This window comes from Novosphingobium subterraneum (genome assembly GCF_000807925.1).
Taxonomy (GTDB): Bacteria; Pseudomonadota; Alphaproteobacteria; order Sphingomonadales; family Sphingomonadaceae; genus Novosphingobium; species Novosphingobium subterraneum.
This window is the reverse complement of sequence record NZ_JRVC01000018.1, coordinates 82,008-100,045: the sequence shown is the minus strand read 5'-3', so window position 1 is coordinate 100,045 and position 18,038 is coordinate 82,008. Positions and strand designations below refer to the sequence as shown.

Sequence of the window (18,038 nt, the reverse complement as noted above, 5' to 3'; positions counted from 1 at the left end):
AACCACCTTTCAACTTCTCGTTGTGAGATTGCCCGTTTGTCGCTACGAATCGTGGCGAAACGGCAACACGCGTGTGGGGTGGGCGGTTGCGGGGAGGATCGCACATGGCGCAGACGAGCGCTGCAAGTCCGGGAAAGGTGCCGCGCACTGCGCGCGGGCGCGAAACCTTGCGCAAGTTGCTTGACGCCGCTGCCGCAGAGTTCGGCGAGCGCGGATTTCACGAAGCCTCGATCAGCGGCATCACCCGGCGCGCCGGGACGGCCCTGGGCAGCTTCTACACCTATTTTGATTCGAAGGACGCGATCTTCACCGCGCTGGTGCGTGACATGTCAGCCAGGGTGGCAACGACCGCCGCCGCCGCCGTAAGCGAAGGCGCCACCGGCTTGCAGCGTGAGCGCGAAGCCTTGGTCGGGTTCCTGCACTTTGCGCGTGATCACAAGGAAATCTACCGGATTATCGACGAGGCCGAATTTGCCGATCCGCAAAGCTACCGCGACCACTACGAAGGCACCGCCACTCGCATCGCCGCGCGTCTGGCCGACGGCGTGGCGTCCGGCACGCTGCGCGATGGGGAACAGGACGTGCGGGCATGGGCCATCATGGGCATGAACGTCTTCCTCGGCCTGCGCTTCGGCGTCTGGGACGACAGCCGTCCGGTGGAAGAGATCGCCGAAGTGGCCGCAGACCTGCTGGGCGAAGGGCTCCGCGCGCGCCAAGGATGAGGAATGGTGAGCCCTGCTGGGCGCAAGGGACGCCCCATTGGCAATCAAGATCCCATTTGTCTTCGAACATCAAAATGAGGCCAACAGGGCTGAGCTGACATAGGTCGTGTTGTCTGAAGCCGGTGCGTTGGGAGCCCTGCGCATAAACCGTCCCTTTGCGAGCCAGAACGCATTGATCTCCCCGCGCAGGAAGCCTGGCACGATCCAGTAGCGCATCCGTCCTTCCACCTGATGGCCAGCAAAGGAGCCTGCCTTGCCGCTCGCATCTCGCACGCCGGTCGTGGCGAAGCTGTCCGTCTTTTCGGCGAGCCAAAGCGGATGGTAGGTGACGAACGCGTCGAAGCGCTTGCCGGGGGCCACTTCGGCGCGCATGCCGGGACTGTTGATGTTGCTACGGCCGATCGCGGCGAGCACGCCTGCGGGGCTGAAGTCAGCGCGTCGCATGCCGAACAGCGTGTCGAAGCGGCCATAGGAGCCGCCAGGACCGTCTCCACTGGCGTAATCGTATTCGACTGACAGCCGCATCCGCGCCGGACCGGGGAACAGGTATCCGACATCGGCATGGACAAACCAGGCATCGACATCGAGCTTGCGGGCATTGGGCCGCGTTGTCTCGCTGACATCTCCGAACTGCCATGCGCCCTCGATCTCGAAATCGGGCTTGCCAGCCTTGGGCTCGCGGATCAGGCGCGCGGCAACGGTGTGGAGGTTGCGGTCCCGCGTGGCGCGTGACGGGCTGTCGCGCTCCTGCAGGCGAAAGTAGGATGCTTCTGCCATGGCACCTACGACGGTCCTGGGATGCCAGACCAGACCACCCCAGAGCCGGAGGTCGAAACTCTCCTTGTCCAACCCATGGCGGTTGGACAACACCGATGCCTGATCATCGGGCTTGCGGATCTGCGGCAGGGTGTAAATCAATGTAGCAGCGGTGCCATCACTTGCCTTGAGGTCCGCGCGCAGGCCGGTGTAGCCGTTGGTGGTGTTGCGATAGTCGTCTGCCGCGATCAGTCGTCGCGAGCCGAGGTTAAGAACGAAACGCCCGGCTTCGAGCTTGAGCCTGGTGCCCTGTGCGGGCGCAAGATCGACGGCCACATAGCCTTGCACGATTTCGAGCGTGTTGACGTCGTTGGCGCTGACCGAACTGCCGGGCTTGCAGAGCCAGGCCCGACTGTCGAACATCTCCGCGCCGATGCGGACGTTCGGCGCGGCCTTGTATTCGATGGCCAGTGTCGTGCGAAGCGCGAGCTGCTCGTCGGCGGGCGGCAGGTTTACGCGCGGCTGTCCGGTCAGGGTCTCGTAGCGCAGACGGATCGAGCCGCTGACCGCGATATTCGGCGGCGCGCCGAGCATGGATTGGAGCCGGGGCGTGTCGGCGAGTGCGCTGCCGGACGGTAGAAAAACTGCGGTGACAGCAACTGGCAAAAGGAACGCGAACGACTTCAAGGCAGGCTCCATCGCGGCCAAGCGGCCGTCCAATGAAGCAACACTTGAGCGCGCGCTGCGCTTGACCGGGAGGTTGCGCTGACCCGGTTGGACGGCTGATGCAATGTTTCTGCTTTCAAGACAAGTGTTTCCCAGCAATGCCAAATGTTGCCGGCTGCCGGAGGCTTGTCAGAGTTCGGGGTTGAAGTGATCCGCCAGTTCGCCAGGCCCGAAACCGTGGGTGTAGGACTGCGCATCCAGCGGCAGCATTCGGGCGTTCCAGTCCTCCCACGCCTTCTTGAGCGAGGTGAAGGCTTCGGGCTGCCGGTCTTTCAGGTTGGCCCGCTCGAGAGGGTCGGCAACGACGTCGAACAGGAACTCGTTCCCGCCGATCTTCAGGTATTTGAGGTTGCCGCGACGGGCCGCGCGCTGGGCGTGGTTCTTGTAGCGCCAGAACAGCGTGCGTCCGGGCAAGGCTCGGCCCGACAGGGCTGCGGTGATGTCTTCGCCATCGCTGGGGAATGCGGGATCTGGCGCTGCACCGGCGGCGGCAAGGAATGTCGGCAGCCAGTCCATCGAGATGATCTGTGCATCGCTGATCGTCGATGCCATGGTGACGCCCGGCCAGCGTACGATGGCCGGAATGCGCAGGCCGCCTTCGAGCAGCTCGGTCTTGCGGCCGCTGAAGGGCCAGGTGTCGGAGAAGCGTTCGCCGCCGTTGTCGCTGGTGAAGACGACGATGGTGTCCTGCTCGGCGCCGTTTGCCTTGAGGGCATCGAGTACGCGCCCGATTTGGTAATCGAGACGGCGGACCATGGCGGCGTAGATCGCCGCACTGCCGCCGTCGAAGTGGAACAGGGCCTTGGGGTCCTTCAGTCCGGCAATCCGAGCGGATTCGCTGGCGTCATCAGGCCCTTCCCACGGCCAGTGCGGCGCAGTGAAGTGGAGCGACATGAACCACGGCGCCTTTGCTGACGACGCCTGGCGGATTTCCGCGATCGCGCGGTCGGCAAGCAGGTCGGTCAGGTAACCCGCCTTGTCGACGGGCGTGGGACCATCCCACAGGTCGGGCTGACCGTTGCTGGTGGCGTGGGTGTAATAGTCGACGCCCCCGCTGCGGATGCCCCAGAAAGACTGGTAGCCGCTCTTGATCGGGTCGAAGTCCGGGAGGCTGCCAAGATGCCACTTGCCGATCAGCGAGGTGCGATAGCCAGCCTTGGCGAGAAGTGACGGCAGCGTCGGATGCGAAGGCGGCAGGCCGATGTTGGGCCGGTAGGCCAGCGGCTCCTCGAGGCCAACGGGCAGGCGATACTGATAGCGGCCTGTGATCAGGCCGACGCGCGTGGCCGTGCAGACGGCGCTGTTGGCGTAGGCATTGGTGAAACGCAGGCCCTGCGCCGCCAGCTTGTCGAGCACCGGCGTCTCGAAATCGCGCCGACCATAGCAGGACAGATCGGCGTAACCGAGGTCATCGGCCATGATGTAGAGGATGTTGGGCTGCCGCACGCGCTTGCGGGCAATCGCGGGCACAGAGCCGACGGCCAGAGTGGCGGCGGCGCCTGCAAGGGTCGCGCGGCGGGTAAGACTGTAGGTCGAGGTCATGGTGCGGTCCGTGATTGCAGTTGCAGGTGGACCCGCGCGTGGTCGCGTAAGGCAATATGAACTTATCGCCAGCCCCATCAATGTCTATTGCATCGATAGACAATTCATCTTGTCCGTCGGGAAGTTTTCCTTTTGCGCCAAACGGGTGAGGTCCGGGTTGACCGAGAACACTCAACCAGATAAGTAGAGATTAACCCGCAGGACATCCGACGATCAGGTCGGCCTGCACATCCAGGGTCCTGATCCGCGGCATTTGATGGGAAGCAGCTTGCTCCGCGTGAACAACCGCTAAAGCGCGCGATGCTGGGGCGACGGCGCCAGGCATCGTGTTCCCCTCCAATCAAGAGGTGATACGATGCACAAGCCCATGACGCGCGCCTAGAGCGCGCAAACCACCGGACACGATTGACGGACCTGCCGCCCCGACCGGGCGCGGTCCGCTCTCGTCCGCCTCTCTCACCATAACGCCAGTTCGGCGCGGCCCTTGCGGTCGCCGCCCGGAGGAATGCGTCATGCGACCGCTAACCAGCTCCGACCTTGCGGAACTGGCCCGGTATCCCGCGTCCCTGCAACAGTCGATCGTTGCCCTTTGCGGCGTCGCCCCCGGCGACCCCGTGCGCGAAGCCGTGCCCGTTCCCGCTGCCTTCAATCGCCGCCCCGACGCGGCAAGCCACTTGGGTTCAGGGAAGTAATGGAATGAACAGGGTTTTTCTCTTCAAGCAGCGCCAGCTTATCCTTGCAGGCGTGGCTTTGGGCTCGCTCATCGGCGCGGCTCCGGCTTTCGCCGCCGAGCAGCCTGCCGATGTCGAGGTTCCGGCAGTTGCTGCCGAAGACGCCGGCGAGGCCGGTGAAGCCATCGTTGTCACCGCCTCGCGCCGCCGCGACGAGGATGTCCAGGACGTGCCGGTCGCCATCAGCGTGATCAGCGCCGACGCGTTGGAAAGGCGTGGCGACTTCACCCTCGGCCAGATCCAGCAGCAGGTACCGAGCCTGCAGGTGTTCAGCTTCAATCCGCGCAATACCAACATCAACATCCGTGGGCTGGGCTCGAACGTCGCGCTGACCAACGACGGGCTCGAGAACGGCGTCGGCTTCTATATCGACAACGTCTACTACGGCCGCGTCGGGCTTTCACAGTTCGACCTCGTCGACCTGCAGAGCATCGAAGTGCTGCGCGGTCCGCAGGGCACGCTGTTCGGCAAGAACACCACCTCGGGCGTCATCAACATCACCTCGCGCAAGCCGAGCTTCGATCCCGAGCTTTCGGGCGAGGCGAGCATCGGCAATTACGGCTTCCGGCAAGTCCGGGCTTCGGCCTCGGCAGGTATCCTGCCCGATCTGCTCGCCGTGCGCATCTCCGGCGCGATCAGCGGGAACGACGGCTTCCTGTTCAACAAGACCACCAATACCCGCGCCCAGAACTACCGCAACGAGAGCATTCGCGGCCAGTTGCTGTTCACGCCGGACCCGGACTTCGAGGTGCGGATCATCGGCGACTACGCAAAGCAGGAGCAGGATCACGTGCTCTCGGTCTTCGCCGACCTGCACACGACCTATGCCAATGGCGCGACGATACCCAACAACTTTGCCCTGCGAGCTGCCCGGTTCCCTGGCTACACCCTCCCCGCCTTCAGGCCGTTCGACCGCATCGGCGAGGCCGATAGCCACTACCAGTCGAACATGGCGGGCTATGGCGTTTCAGGCGAGGTCAACTGGGACTTCGGCAGCGCGGCCCTGACCTCCATCACCGCCTATCGCTGGTGGGACTGGAACCCGGCCAACGATGGCGACAGCACCTCGCTGCCCATCACCACCAAGGCCCAGCAAGCCAACCGCCAGCGCCAGTTCAGCCAGGAGCTGCGGCTTGCCTCGATGGGCAACCGCACGGTCGACTACGTGATCGGCGCGTACTACTTCTGGCAGGTCGTCAAGGGCTATGGCGCCACCCGCTATGGCTCGGCTGCCGCGCTGTGGAACCTGCCTGCGGCCGACCAGACCCTCGCCAATGCGGCGCTGAACGGGTTCGAGGCAAATTCGACCTCGACGCCGGAAACGCGCACATTCGCGCTGTTCGGGCAGACCGACTGGCACATGTCCGATGCCCTGACGCTGACCACCGGCCTGCGTTGGACGCACGAGAAGAAGGCGGGCGCGTTCAGCCAGTTCTGGGTGGATGGTGCCGATCTTTCCGGCTTCACCGCGGCGCAGGTCACCGCGATCAACGCGATCCGCACCCAGTTCAACCCGGTGACAAGCTTCGCGACGAAATTCAGCGACAACAGCCTGTCAGGGCTGGTCACGCTGAACTGGAAGGTTGCGCCGGACGCGAGCGTCTATGGCAGCTATTCGCGCGGCAACAAGTCGGGCGGACTGAACCTGACGGCGCTGCCCGCCGGCATTGCGCCCGAAGTCGCCCCGGAAAAGGTTGATGCGTTCGAGCTGGGCTTCAAATCCCGGTTCCTCGATCGGCGCGCCACCTTCAATGCTGCTGCGTTCTGGACCGAGATCCGCGACTATCAGACGGCAATCACCGAACAGGTGCCCAACACCGTCAACGTGCGCCAATACATCGCGAACATCCCCAAGGTGCGTTCGCGCGGAGTTGAGGGCGACCTTGCCTTCCAGGCCAGCGACAGTCTCTCGTTCACCGCATCGGCAAGCTACACCGACGCCAAATACGTCGAGTACGCCAACGCACCGCAGGCGGTGGAGAACCTCAACCTCGGCGGTATCCAGGACATGTCAGGCAAACCGCTTTCGGGCGTTCCGAAGTTCGCATGGTCAGTCGGTGCCGACGGCAACACGCCGCTGGGTGAGCTCGGCGGGCGCGAACTGAGCCTTTACGCCCACGCCGACTACGCGCACCGCTCGAGTTTCAATACATCTGCAACCAACTCCGCATGGGCGCAGGTTCCGGGCTTCGGCATCGCCAATGCGCGCATCGGGCTGAAGACCGACGACGGGTTGTGGGACCTGTCGGTCTGGGCGCGCAACCTGCTCAACGAAGACTATTTCCTCAACCTCTCCGCCGGCAACACCGGCGTGGTCACTGCCCAGGTGGGCGAGCCACGCACTTATGGTGTGACGTTGCGGACGCGACTGTGAGGCTGGCCGCATGACAACAGGATCCCCCGTCAGTTCGCCTTCTGGTAGCTACCACCGCCTTGCTGCGATCTACGTGCCGGTCACCGCTGCTGCTCAGCCAGTTGCTGCCTGGCTCCCCGCCATTCTTGCGCGAGACTATGGTGTGCCACTGACGCTGGTAGGGACGCTGTATCTGGCGGGCCAGTTGCTCAACTGCGCGCTCGACCCGATAGTCGGCGCATTGAGCGACCGCACGCAGAGCCGCTTCGGCAGGCGGCGACCGTGGGTAGCGGGCGGGGGATCCTTGTTCGTCGCTGGCAGCGCGATGCTGTTCTTCCCGCCTGCGAACCTCGGCGTTGGCTGGCTGATTGCTGCACTGGCCGCCTATTACATCGGCCTTGCGCTTCTCTCCACGCCGCTGCTGGCGTGGAGCGGCGAGATCGCCACCGGCTATCACGACCGGACCCGCGCGGCATCAACCTTTACACTGTGGCAGTCGATTGCGCTGGTAGGTGCCCTTGCGCTCGCGGCACTCGCCCAGCATCTGCGACCCGGTGACGGTCAGTTGCAACTGACGCTGTTCGGTTCGCTTGTCCTCGCTGCCGCTATCCCGGCGCTGTGGCTGACGCTGTCCAATCGCGATGACAGCGCGCCTGCTGCTCTGGCACTCCCGCTGTCGCCACTGGCCGCCGCGCGCGCGGTGCTCGGCAACCCGCTGCTGCTGCGCGTCCTCGCTTCGGACGCCGCAGTCCGGGCAGGACAGGGCATCCGCACGACGCTTTTGCTGTTCTACGTGACCTTCTATCTCGGAAGGCCTGAATGGGGTGCAGGACTGTTCCTGTTCCAATACGCCTTCGGCATGCTCGCCGCGCCGATCTGGCAGCGCATCGGTGTATCCCTGGGCAAGCGCCGGGCTGCCATTCTCGCCGAAGTGCTGCAGGCACTGATCAACCTCGCGCTGGTGCTGACCACGCCCGACCGGTTCTGGCTGGTCCTTGCGCTCGCCTTTGCTCAGGGGATCACCCAGGGCTCAGGCAACATCATGCTGCGCTCGATGGTCGCCGACGTTGCCGACAAGCACCGCGCCGAGACCGGCGAGGAGCGCGCCGGCCTTTACTATTCAGTCTTTGCCCTGGCCGACAAGATCGGCGGTGCGATTGCCGCAGGCATCGCCCTGCCGCTGATCGCGTGGCTGGGCTTCGATCCGAAGTCCGCCGCAAACTCTCCTGAGGCGTTGAACGGCCTGTTGCTTGTCTTCGCGACCGGACCGGCCCTCGCCCATGCCATCTCCGCTGCCGTCATATCGGGCTTCGCGCTCGATGCCGAACAGCACAACGCCATTCGCCGCCAGTTGGACACCGCCGCCGACCCCGCGCTCCAGCCCGCCGAATAACACCCCAAATCCTTACCCCAAGTAGGAGTAACCCACATGAATGCCATCACCACCTATGCCAATGCCAAGGACCCGAACTCCCCGCTCGACATCGTTCCGATCACCGGGACGATCGGTGCCGAAATCCGCGGGGTGACCCTTTCCGGCGATCTCGGCGCGGAGACCGTGCAGGCGATCAAGGACGCGGTCGTGCGCCACAAGGTCGTCTTCTTCCGTGGCCAGAAGGAACTGGACGACGCACGCCACGAAGGCTTCGCCTCGCTTTTCGGCGATCCGGTGGCACATCCCACCGTGCCGGTGGCCGAGGGTTCGCGCTACCTGCTCGAACTCGACAGCAAGGAAGGCTACGCCGCCTCGAGCTGGCATACCGACGTGACGTTCGTCGATGCCTATCCCAAGGGCTCGATCCTGCGCGCGATCACCATTCCCGAAGCCGGTGGCGATACCGTCTGGGCCAATGGCGAGACAGCTTACGAAAGCCTCCCTGAAACGCTGCGCCAGCTGGTGAACAACCTTTGGGCAGTCCACACCAACCTCTACGACTACGCAGCGGTCCTCTCGAACGCGCCGAAGGGTGACGCGGTGGAGAAGGAACGGCAGCTGTTCCAGAAGAACGTCTTCGCCTCGACCGTCTACGAAACCGAGCACCCGGTGGTCCGCGTCCATCCCGTCTCGGGACAGCGCAGCCTGCTGCTGGGCCATTTCGTCAAGCAGTTCGTCGGGCTGAACCAGGCTGACTCTTCGCGCCTGTTCCAGATCCTGCAGGACCACATCACCCGTCCCGAGAACGTCGTGCGCTGGCGCTGGCAGCCCGGTGACGTGGCCTTCTGGGACAACCAGTCGACCCAGCACCGCGCCGTCGCCGACTTCGGCCTGCAACGCCGCACCCTGCGCCGCGCGACAATCGCGGGCGAAGTGCCGGTTGGCATCGACGGTCGCAACAGCCGCACCGTTCGCAAGGAAAGGGCCACGCAATACCAGCCTGCCTGAGGGCCGGCAGGGGCGGCGGCCCTCACCGTCGCCCCATTCACGTGGCAAACGGGAGATGGAAAAGAGTCCGGCTTAGAGCGACCAGCAGGCCACTTGCGATAGCTCTGCAATTCGGCATCACTGCGGATCTGTAATGGTGAGCCCTGCTGGGTTCGAACCAGCGACCTACTGATTAAAAGTCAGTTGCTCTACCGACTGAGCTAAGGGCCCGCCTGCATTGACGCGGATCGCGCGTCAGGCGTGGCGCGTCACCTAGGGGGCGTGGGCGAGCGGGTCAAGCCTTTGGCGAGCCGGTGATGCAACTGCTGCACTGTCAGTCCGGTAATCGGATCGCGCCAGCCAGCGGCAACGCGCGCCGCCGGACCCAGCACGAAATCGCGCTTGCGGAATTCGGGGTGCGGGATGATCAGGCTCTCGTCCGCCCAGCACCCGCCGGACCACAAGACAATGTCGAGATCGAGCGTGCGCGAGCGCCAGCGCTGCCCTTGTCGGCGACGTCCGAACAGGGCTTCCACAGCCTGCAGTTCGTCCAGCAGCTCGTGGGGTTCGAGACCGGTCGAAACCACAGCGATGCCGTTGCAATAGACGCGCTGCGACGGACCTATCGGCCTGCTGCGGATCGTCGGGGACACCGCATCGATCCTGCAGTTGCGCCGCCCGATCTCATCCAGCGCCGCCCACAGGATCGCCGAAGGATCGCCATGGCGCGGATGGCGCTGGTTCGAGCCGAGCGCCACGATGTAGCGGTGCAGGCTCAGATGTCCTCGGCAAGCCGGCCGTAAAGCTGCGGGCGGCGATCGCGGAAGAAGCCCATGCCAGCACGGTGCGTGGAAGCGCGCTTGAGGTCGATCGTCCCGTGCAGCACACCGGTTTCGCTGGCGCCGAACTCCGCAAGGTAATCGCCCCATTCGTCAGAAATGAAGCTGTGCCCGTAAAAACGCTGGCCATCTTCGGTCCCGATGCGATTGGCGGCGATGACCGGCATGCAGTTGGAGACGGAATGGCCGATCATCGCGCGGCGCCACATGCGGCTGGTGTCGAGATCGGCGTCATAGGGTTCGCTGCCGATTGCGGTGGGGTAGAACAGCAGCTCTGCCCCCATCAGCGCCATGGCGCGGGCGCATTCGGGATACCACTGGTCCCAGCACACGCCCACGCCGATGCGCGTGCCGAAAACGTCCCACACCTTGAAGCCGGTGTTGCCGGGGCGGAAGTAGTACTTCTCCTCATAGCCGGGGCCATCGGGAATGTGGCTCTTGCGATAGATGCCCATGACTTCGCCATCCGGGCCAATCATCGCCAGCGTGTTGTAGTAGTGGTGCCCGTCGCGCTCGAAGAAGCTGGTGGGGATGGCAATGCCGTGCGCCTTGGCGAGCTTGCGCATCTCGCGCACCGACGGGTCCGCATCGAGCGGATAGGCCATCGAGAACAGGGCCTCGTCCTCGACCTTGCAGAAATAGGGCCCGGCGAAGAGTTCGGGCGGCAGCACGATCTGCGCGCCGCCACGCGCGGCCTCTTCCACCAGCGCGGCAGTGGCGGCGATATTCTCGGCCTCGCCCCCGGGAAGGGCGAGTTGCAGGGCGGCGACGGAGATCGTGGTCATGGGTGGGACCTAAGGCCCCTGCCCCGGCAATTCAACCGCCGCCGTTTGCGATCAACGCAAGATCAGGGACGCTTGCGGAACAGCAGGGTCATGCGGTCGCTCTCGCCGATGGCCTGCAGCTTGGCCTTGGTGGCCTCGTCCGGATTGCCGCCCAGCTGCGGTGGCAGGGTCCAGACGCCGTTTGGCCAGTTCGCCGGGTCCTTGGGGTTGGCGTTGGCCTCGCTCTTGCCGACAAAGGTGAAGCCGTTGATCTCCATGAACTTGATCACGTCGGCTTCGCGCAGGTAGCCCTTCGAACCGTCGGTGAAGGAGTAGGGCGCATCAGGCTTGGCGCGGTGCTGCTCGATGCCGATCATGCCATCGGGCTTCAGCAGCTCGCGCATCTGCTTGATCTCGTGCGCGGCAAGGTTCCAGCGCAGCAGGTTGTGCATCATGCGCATGACGAGGATGCGGTCGAACGTGCCCTTTTCGCTGTCGGGAACGACATCGAGGGTGAAGGCCGAGAAGCGCTCAGCCGGTTGGCCCGACCATTCCGCAACCTCCGCCGGATACTTGGTCGCGCCTTCGCGGATGCCCGCCTTCATCTTGTCGCCGAACGCACTCGACGTGGGGTCGAAGTACAGACCGACCAGCTTGCCCTTCGGGCCGAGATAGAGCCCGAGCAGACGCGAATACCAGCCGCCGCCCGGCGCATATTCGCCCACCTTCATCGTCGGCGAAACCTGAAAGAAGCTCAGCGTCTCCGCAGGCTTGCGATAGACGTCACGGGCACGGTCCTTTTCGCGCAAGGGGTCAGCGATTGCGGCGGCAAGGGCCGGTTCGATCATGGCCGATGCCGTCTTCGCAGTCTCTGCCATTACGGGATTGGCAAGGCTGCTGCCAGCAACGGCAGCAAGCAAGGCAAGGCTCAATGAACGCATGGGGAGATTCTCCTTCGGGCCGGTGACAAGCGGGGGAGGCGTGCTTATCTCTCACTCAATTCAGGAGAATATAGCGCATGAGCGAACAAGCAACGGCCATCCTCGCAGGGGGATGCTTCTGGTGCACCGAGGCAGTGTTCAGCGACGTCATCGGCGTGAGCAATGTCGAGAGCGGCTACATCGGCGGTACGGTCGAGAACCCGACCTACAAGCAGGTCTGTTCCGGCAACACCGGACATGCCGAAGCTATCCGCGTGACGTTCAATCCCGAAACGATCAGCCTCGACCAGATCCTCGATATCTTCCTGGCGACGCACGATCCGACGCAACTGAACCGCCAGGGGAACGACGTCGGCACGCAGTACCGTTCGGCCATGTTCCCGGCGGACGAGGCGCAGAAGGCGGCAATGGAGGCGGCGATCGAACGCGCCCAGCCCGATTGGCCGGGGCCCATCGTCACCACGATCGAACCGATGGCAACCTGGTATCCGGCCGAGGACTATCACCAGGAATATTGGGAAGGCGAAGGCCAGCGGAACCCCTACTGCCTCGCCGTAATCCCGCCCAAGCTGATGAAGCTGCGCAAGAGCTTCGCGTCGAAAGTCAAAGGCTGAGGCCTTTGATCGGCACCGGCCCGCTCCCCCACCCGGCCACCCATTCAGGGTACTCTCGCGGGTGGCCGGGTGGGGGAGTGGGCCGGTGCCGCCTCACGCGCGCAGCGCAGATAACGTGATACGCCGGTAGATGCGCTGGAGGACGGACAGGTCTTCCAGCGCCACCGCCTCGTCCTTCTTGTGCATCGTCGCGTTGCACAGGCCGAATTCCACCACCGGGCAGAGGCTGCGCAGGAAGCGCGCGTCCGACGTGCCGCCGCTGGTCGAGAGTTCGGGGTCGAGGCCGGTCTCGGCCTTCACCGCCTCGGCGATCAGCGTCGAGTAATCGCCCGGCAGGGTGATGAAGCTCTCGCCGGAAATGACAGCACGAACCTCACCCTTGTGCCGCCGCGCCACGTCCTCGACCATCGCGACCAGCCCCGCCCCGGTTTGACGATCGTTGAAGCGGATCGAGATGCGCGCGCGCGCCTCGGCGGGGATCACGTTCGTCGCCTTGTTGCCCACTTCAAGGTCGGTGATCTCTAAGTTCGACGGCTGGAACCACTCCGTGCCCTCGTCCAGCACCAGCGCGTCAAGGTCAGCCAGCAGCGCGATCAGGCGCGGGATCGGATTGTCGGCGAGGTGCGGATAGGCAACGTGGCCCTGCGCGCCCTTGCAGGTGATCCACATGTTGACCGAACCGCGACGGCCGATCTTCACCATATCGCCCAGACGGTGGACCGAGGTCGGCTCGCCTACCAGGCACAGGTCCGGCTCTGTCTTCATTTCGCGGATCAGTTCGATCAGCGGCACCGTGCCGTAGCGCGCCGGGCCTTCCTCGTCGCCAGTGATGATGAAGCTTAGCGTTCCGGCCTCGGCCGGAACCTCGGCCGCAGCGGCAACCATCGCGGCGATCGAGCCCTTCATGTCGACCGCGCCGCGCCCGTAGAGCAGCTCGCCCCGGCGCTCGGCCTTGAAGGGACCAGTCGTCCAGCCCTCACCCGGCGGGACGACATCGAGGTGCCCGGCAAAAGCGAAGTGCCGCGAGCCTTCAGGACCACGCCGGATCGCGAACATGTTCTCGACCGGGCCGTCGGGTGCTTCGCCCGCCACGAAGCGATGGATTGCGAACCCTAGCGGTTCGAGCATTCCTTGCAGGCAGTCGAATACCGCGCCGGTTGCGGGCGTCACGCTTTCGCAATCGATCAGCTGCTCGGCCAGGATTACAGGATCAAGAGACATCAGCGCGCGGGCTCCTCGAACTGCTCGATGGTCCAGCCCTCGCTCTCGGCGGCTTCGATCCACTGTTGCATCCAGTCGTGCGTCCAGACCGCTTCCATGTAGGTCATGGCGAAGCCGGGCACAGGCACGCCGTAGGTCATGAAGCGGGAGACGACGGGGGCATAGATGATGTCAGCGGCGCAGAAGGTGCCGAACAGGAACGGCCCGCCCTTGCCGAACCGCGCCCGCGCCTCGGCCCAGAGCGAGAGGATGCGCACGATGTCGGCGCGAACCTCGGCGCTGATCTCAACGCCCTCCACGCGCTTGCGGATGTTCATCGGCAGGCTGCGGCGCAGCGGCAGGTAGCTCGAATGCATCTCGGCCACCATCGAGCGGGCCATGGCGCGCGCGGTTTCGTCCTTGGGCCAGAAGCGATCCCGCCCGACCTTGTCGGCAAGATAATCAATGATCGCGAGGCTGTCCCAAACCACAGGTGCGTCTTCGCCATCGCCGTCCCACAGGATCGGCACTTTGCCCGAAGATGGTGCAAGTTCGTCGGTCCGGCGCGCTTCGTCCCAGTCTTCGCCGTAGAGCGGGACGGTGATTTCCTCGAAGTGCAGGCCGGACTGCTTGCACGCCAGCCAGCCCCGCAGCGACCAGCTGGAGTAGTTCTTGTTGCCGATGATCAGCTTCATCGTATTCGCCCTGTTACGCCTGCGAGCCGCGTAGCCGTTCAGGTTCGCTGTGTCGACCGTGAACGGGTTTACACGGTTTACACAGTTCAGGGCGTGTATCGTCTCGATCCCTCGTAGAGCTTCAGAAAGGCGATCCTGGTTCAACAGGACGGGCGCCGTCACCGCTTCACGCAAGGCTTGGCCGAGGGAATGGCAGGCGGGGAGGAGAGGATCGCGGTAGGGCATGGCGCGAAGGCTGCGTCATGCGCGCGGCTGTAGGACAGCGCTTATCGCTCCGTAATGGCGGAGTGTTGGAAATGGTCGGCGGTTTTCGCCGCTTGCCCACCCCCGGCCCCTGCCGCCTGCGGGAGGGGAGAACAGGCGCTTGCCCACCATTCAGAAAAAGTGGTGATTAAATTAACGAATCCTGCAGCACGGCTGCGCGCAGTTCCTCGATGCCCATTTTCTTTTCGGAAGAGGTGACGAGCACTTCGGGATAGGCGGCCGTGCGCTTGCGCGCTGCAGCGATGGTCTCGGCCGTGACGGCTTCGAGTTCGCTGGCCTTGATCTTGTCTGCCTTGGTCAGCACGACGCGATAGCCGACGCCCGCTTCATCGAGCATCTGCATCATGTCCTCGTCCACCGGCTTCACGCCGTGGCGGCTGTCGATCAGCAGCAGCGTGCGCTTCAGGACGACACGTCCGCGCAGGAAATCGCGGACCAGCCGGCGCCACTGCTCGACCACCTTGGGCGGGGCCTTGGCGAAGCCATAGCCCGGCATGTCGACCAGGCGCAGGCGCGTCGGCTCGCCCACTTCGAAGTAGTTCAGTTCCTGCGTGCGCCCCGGCGTGACCGAGGTGCGCGCAATTGACTTGCGCCCGGTCAGCGCGTTGAGCAGCGACGACTTGCCGACGTTCGATCGGCCGGCAAAGGCGATCTCGGGCACGTCAGGATCGGGCAGGTGCTTGAGCGCAGGGGCCGACTTGAGGAACTCGACACGGCCTGCAAAGAGGAGGCGTGCCTGTTCGATCAGTTCGGCGCGGGCGGCTTCTTCTTCAGGTGTCACCGCGTCTTCGGCTTCCGGTTGGCAGCAGGCTTCTGCTCACGCGCGACGGAGCGATCGACATCGAGCTGGTCCTTGTCGGCCTGAGCCTTCAACTGCGGGTGCTTGCTGTAAAGGTACTTCTGCTGCGCGATGGTCAGGATGTTCGAGGTGATCCAGTAGATCAGCAGGCCTGCCGCAAACGGCGCCATCACGAACATCATCATCCACGGCATGATCGCGAAGACCTGCTGCTGCGCCGGGTCCATCGCCGCCGGTTGCAGCTTGAACTGCAGCCACATCGTGATGCCGAGCAGGATCGCCAGCACGCCGATGGCGAGGAAGCTGGGCGGGGTGAACGGCAGCAGGCCGAAGAGGTTCAGCACGTGCAGCGGATCGGGCGCGGACAAGTCCTTGATCCACAGCGCGAACGGCTGGTGCCGCATTTCGATGGCCAGCGTCAGCACCTTGTAGAGCGCGAAGAACACCGGGATCTGCAGGAACATCGGAAGGCAGCCGGCCAGCGGATTGACCTTCTCTGTCTTGTACAGCTCCATGATCTTCTGCTGCTGGGTCTGCTTGTCGTCCTTGTAGCGTTCCTGCAGCGCCTTCATCTTGGGCTGCAGCGCGCGCATCGCCGCCATCGAGGCGAACTGGCGCTGGGCGATCGGGAACATCACACCGCGCACGATCAGCGTCAGCAGGATGATCGCCACGCCGAAGTTCTTGACCAGCTTGAACAGCGAATCGAGCAGCCAGAAGATCGGCTTTTCGAACCAGCGGAACCATCCCCAGTCGATCGCGAGGCTGAAATTGGTGACGCCAGTGGCTTCGTACTTCTCGAGAACCGAATTTTCCTTGGCACCGGCAAACAGACGGACCGTCTGGCTCCGCGCCTTGCCCGGGGCGATGGACACGCCGGGATAGATCAGGTCGGCGCGGAACACGTTGTTGCCAAGCGAACGCAGCGAACCTTCGGCCTTGGCCCCGGCATCCGGGATCAGCGCCGAGAGCCAGTAGATATCGGTAAACCCGATCCAGTTGGTTGCACCCTTGAGCGCGACGGCCTGGCCGGGGGCTTCGGTCACGGTGGAATAGTTGTTGTCGAAGTTCACCGAGCCATCGAGCGCGGCAATCGGCCCCGAATGGAGCTGCCAGGTATCCACGCTTGCCGTCTTGTCGGTGCGGTTTACCAGCGCGAAGGGCTTTACCACGACCGGTGCGGCGCCGGTGTTGGCGACGCTCTGCGTTGCGGTGATCATGTAATCGCTGTCGATCGCGTATTTGATCGCGAAAGTCTGGCCGGTGGGATTGGTCCAGCGTAGCGTGACCGGGGTCTGCGGTGCCAGCCTTGCGCTATCGGCCTGCCAGACGGTGTTGGTGTCGGGCGTTGCCACGCCCTCGCCCACCCAGCCGATCTGGGCATAGTGCTGCGCTGGCGTGCCCGCAGGCGAGAACAGGCGCACGGGCGGGCTGTTCTTGTCGACGTTCTCGCGGTGACGGACCAGCGTCACGTCATCGACGAGCGCGCCCTTGAGGTTGATCGAACCCTTGAGGCCCGGCGCGTCGATGGCGACACGGTTGCCGGCGGCGAGTTCGGCGCGCAAGTCCTTCTTCTCGAGCGCGATGTCAGCCGCGTTCTGCAGTCCGCCTTCGCGCGTGGGCTTTGCGGCATCGGTGCTGGCAGCGGTCGCTGCCCCCTGTGGCTTTGCCGGCGGCGCGGGGTAGAACCAGCGCATGGCCGCTTCCCAGCCGATCAGCAGCAGACCCGTCAGGATCACTGCCATTATGACGTTGCGCTGATTCTGCACCGTGTTCGCGTCCTAAATCTTGAATTCGTCTTGGTCAGGGCACCCGGCCTAAGGTACGGGATCATAGCCGTGCCCGCCCCAGGGATGGCAGCGCAATAGCCGCTTCGCCGCGAGCCAGCCACCCTTAATCGCGCCATGCTTTTCCAGCGCTTCGATCGCATATCGCGAGCAGGAAGGGCTGTAGCGGCAGGATGGCGGAAGCACGCGCGAAGGGCCGAGCTGCCAGCCTCGGGCAATGAGGATGAGCAGGCGCTTCACTTGCCCCTGCCGTGGCTGGAACGCTGACCGCCACGCTTTCTCGGCGGGTCGCCCTTGCCTGCAGCGGCGCGGGACAGGGCGACGGCCAGTTCCTCGCGCAGCAGGGCAAAGTCGCGCTCGACGCCGCCTTCACGGCCGATCATCACGTGGTCTGCGCCGGCAATGCCGGCATCAGGCAGGGCTTCGCGCAGCAGGGCGCGGAAGCGGCGCTTCATGCGGTTGCGGACGACCGCGTTGCCGATCTTCTTGGTGACGGTAACGCCGAAGCGAAGGTCGGCCTCTTCGGCAGGCACGACGTCGCGGTTCACCAACAGCACGAATCCGGGCCTTGCGACCCGGATTCCGCGATTGGCAGCAACGAAGTCTGCCCGTTTCCGGATGGTGGCGATTCGGGTCATCCCCGCCTTCGCCGGAACCGGATCTATGCTGAAAGGCTTAGGCCGACAGCTTCTTGCGGCCACGCGCACGGCGGGCGGCGAGAACCTTGCGACCACCGACAGTGGCGGTGCGGGCGCGGAAGCCGTGGCGGCGGGCACGCACGAGGTTGCTGGGCTGGAAAGTGCGCTTCATGGCTTTTCTCTTCTATATCGAATCTGTGGACTGGCACTTGCCGCGGGACAAAGCGCCGGAATCAGGGGGTGGCCGATAGGCGACAAGGCGATTTGCGTCAACCCTGCAGGCAAAGGCACAAGCGCTTCAATAC

At 64.4% G+C, this 18,038-nt stretch carries 18 protein-coding genes and 1 tRNA gene; 6 read left to right on the top strand and 13 right to left on the bottom strand.

Features of this window, described 5'->3' with window-relative positions; all coding sequences use genetic code 11:
* The first annotated feature begins 104 nt into the window (after window positions 1-104).
* The gene (locus NJ75_RS16570; protein ID WP_039336463.1) at window positions 105-722 is read left to right on the top strand and encodes a TetR/AcrR family transcriptional regulator; all 618 of its coding nucleotides are present in this window, start codon (window positions 105-107) and stop codon (window positions 720-722) included.
* A gap of 69 nt (window positions 723-791) precedes the next feature.
* On the opposite strand, the gene NJ75_RS16565 is transcribed toward NJ75_RS16570, so the two are convergent.
* Both NJ75_RS16565 and NJ75_RS16560 read right to left on the bottom strand, forming a co-directional pair.
* Window positions 792-2,177, bottom strand: coding sequence for an alginate export family protein (locus NJ75_RS16565; protein ID WP_236727174.1), 1,386 nt, complete (start codon window positions 2,175-2,177; stop codon window positions 792-794).
* A 156-nt stretch (window positions 2,178-2,333) separates the two neighbouring features.
* Window positions 2,334-3,746 carry a sulfatase-like hydrolase/transferase gene (locus tag NJ75_RS16560; RefSeq protein ID WP_052242582.1) on the bottom strand — a complete coding sequence of 471 codons (1,413 nt, stop codon included), beginning with the start codon at window positions 3,744-3,746 and terminating at the stop codon, window positions 2,334-2,336.
* A gap of 512 nt (window positions 3,747-4,258) precedes the next feature.
* On the opposite strand from NJ75_RS16560, the gene NJ75_RS16555 reads away from it, so the two are divergent.
* Genes NJ75_RS16555 through NJ75_RS16540 form a run of 4 tightly spaced genes read left to right on the top strand, consistent with a single transcriptional unit; the run spans window position 4,259 to window position 9,213 of the window.
* Entirely contained in the window at window positions 4,259-4,438 is a 180-nt protein-coding gene (locus NJ75_RS16555) for a hypothetical protein (protein WP_039336458.1), read from the top strand.
* 4 nt (window positions 4,439-4,442) lie between these two features.
* Entirely contained in the window at window positions 4,443-6,851 is a 2,409-nt protein-coding gene (locus tag NJ75_RS16550; protein ID WP_039336456.1) for a TonB-dependent receptor, read from the top strand.
* Window positions 6,852-6,861: 10 nt separating this feature from the next.
* Window positions 6,862-8,223 (top strand): MFS transporter, encoded by a 1,362-nt coding sequence (locus tag NJ75_RS16545; protein WP_039336454.1) that lies wholly within the window; start codon window positions 6,862-6,864, stop codon window positions 8,221-8,223.
* 36 nt (window positions 8,224-8,259) lie between these two features.
* Window positions 8,260-9,213, top strand: a complete 954-nt coding sequence (locus tag NJ75_RS16540) for a TauD/TfdA dioxygenase family protein (protein WP_039336452.1) — start codon at window positions 8,260-8,262, stop codon at window positions 9,211-9,213.
* A 134-nt stretch (window positions 9,214-9,347) separates the two neighbouring features.
* On the opposite strand, the gene NJ75_RS16535 is transcribed toward NJ75_RS16540, so the two are convergent.
* The 4 genes from NJ75_RS16535 to NJ75_RS16520 form a co-directional block, all read right to left on the bottom strand.
* A tRNA-Lys gene (locus NJ75_RS16535) sits at window positions 9,348-9,423 on the bottom strand.
* Window positions 9,424-9,461: 38 nt separating this feature from the next.
* On the bottom strand, window positions 9,462-9,950 hold the full coding sequence (gene folK, locus NJ75_RS16530) for a 2-amino-4-hydroxy-6-hydroxymethyldihydropteridine diphosphokinase (RefSeq protein ID WP_231735667.1): 489 nt from the start codon (window positions 9,948-9,950) through the stop codon (window positions 9,462-9,464).
* 17 nt (window positions 9,951-9,967) lie between these two features.
* A complete protein-coding gene (gene aguB, locus NJ75_RS16525) occupies window positions 9,968-10,816 on the bottom strand; it encodes an N-carbamoylputrescine amidase (RefSeq protein ID WP_039336450.1) in 849 nt (282 codons plus the stop codon).
* 62 nt (window positions 10,817-10,878) lie between these two features.
* Window positions 10,879-11,736, bottom strand: a complete 858-nt coding sequence (locus NJ75_RS16520; protein ID WP_039336447.1) for a class I SAM-dependent methyltransferase — start codon at window positions 11,734-11,736, stop codon at window positions 10,879-10,881.
* Window positions 11,737-11,813: 77 nt separating this feature from the next.
* On the opposite strand from NJ75_RS16520, the gene msrA reads away from it, so the two are divergent.
* On the top strand, window positions 11,814-12,350 hold the full coding sequence (gene msrA / locus NJ75_RS16515; RefSeq protein WP_039336445.1) for a peptide-methionine (S)-S-oxide reductase MsrA: 537 nt from the start codon (window positions 11,814-11,816) through the stop codon (window positions 12,348-12,350).
* A gap of 93 nt (window positions 12,351-12,443) precedes the next feature.
* Here msrA and dapE read toward each other — a convergent pair whose 3' ends face one another.
* The 7 genes from dapE to rpmH form a co-directional block, all read right to left on the bottom strand.
* On the bottom strand, window positions 12,444-13,571 hold the full coding sequence (gene dapE / locus NJ75_RS16510; protein ID WP_039336443.1) for a succinyl-diaminopimelate desuccinylase: 1,128 nt from the start codon (window positions 13,569-13,571) through the stop codon (window positions 12,444-12,446).
* A complete protein-coding gene (locus NJ75_RS16505) occupies window positions 13,571-14,245 on the bottom strand; it encodes a glutathione S-transferase family protein (protein WP_039336514.1) in 675 nt (224 codons plus the stop codon). Before NJ75_RS16505 ends, dapE begins: the two co-directional genes overlap by 1 nt.
* A gap of 391 nt (window positions 14,246-14,636) precedes the next feature.
* Window positions 14,637-15,290, bottom strand: coding sequence for a ribosome biogenesis GTP-binding protein YihA/YsxC (gene yihA / locus NJ75_RS16500; protein ID WP_039336442.1), 654 nt, complete (start codon window positions 15,288-15,290; stop codon window positions 14,637-14,639).
* The gene (yidC, locus tag NJ75_RS16495) at window positions 15,287-17,077 is read right to left on the bottom strand and encodes a membrane protein insertase YidC (protein ID WP_039336441.1); all 1,791 of its coding nucleotides are present in this window, start codon (window positions 17,075-17,077) and stop codon (window positions 15,287-15,289) included. The genes yihA and yidC overlap by 4 nt, the downstream gene beginning before the upstream one ends.
* A 48-nt stretch (window positions 17,078-17,125) precedes the next feature.
* Window positions 17,126-17,335: a membrane protein insertion efficiency factor YidD gene (yidD, locus tag NJ75_RS16490; RefSeq protein ID WP_039336439.1), complete on the bottom strand. Its 210-nt coding sequence runs from the start codon at window positions 17,333-17,335 to the stop codon at window positions 17,126-17,128.
* Complete coding sequence (rnpA, locus tag NJ75_RS16485) at window positions 17,332-17,733, bottom strand: ribonuclease P protein component (RefSeq protein ID WP_039336438.1); 402 nt, start codon at window positions 17,731-17,733, stop codon at window positions 17,332-17,334. Before rnpA ends, yidD begins: the two co-directional genes overlap by 4 nt.
* A gap of 37 nt (window positions 17,734-17,770) precedes the next feature.
* Complete coding sequence (rpmH, locus tag NJ75_RS16480) at window positions 17,771-17,905, bottom strand: 50S ribosomal protein L34 (RefSeq protein WP_039336437.1); 135 nt, start codon at window positions 17,903-17,905, stop codon at window positions 17,771-17,773.
* Between the last annotated feature and the right edge of the window lie 133 nt (window positions 17,906-18,038).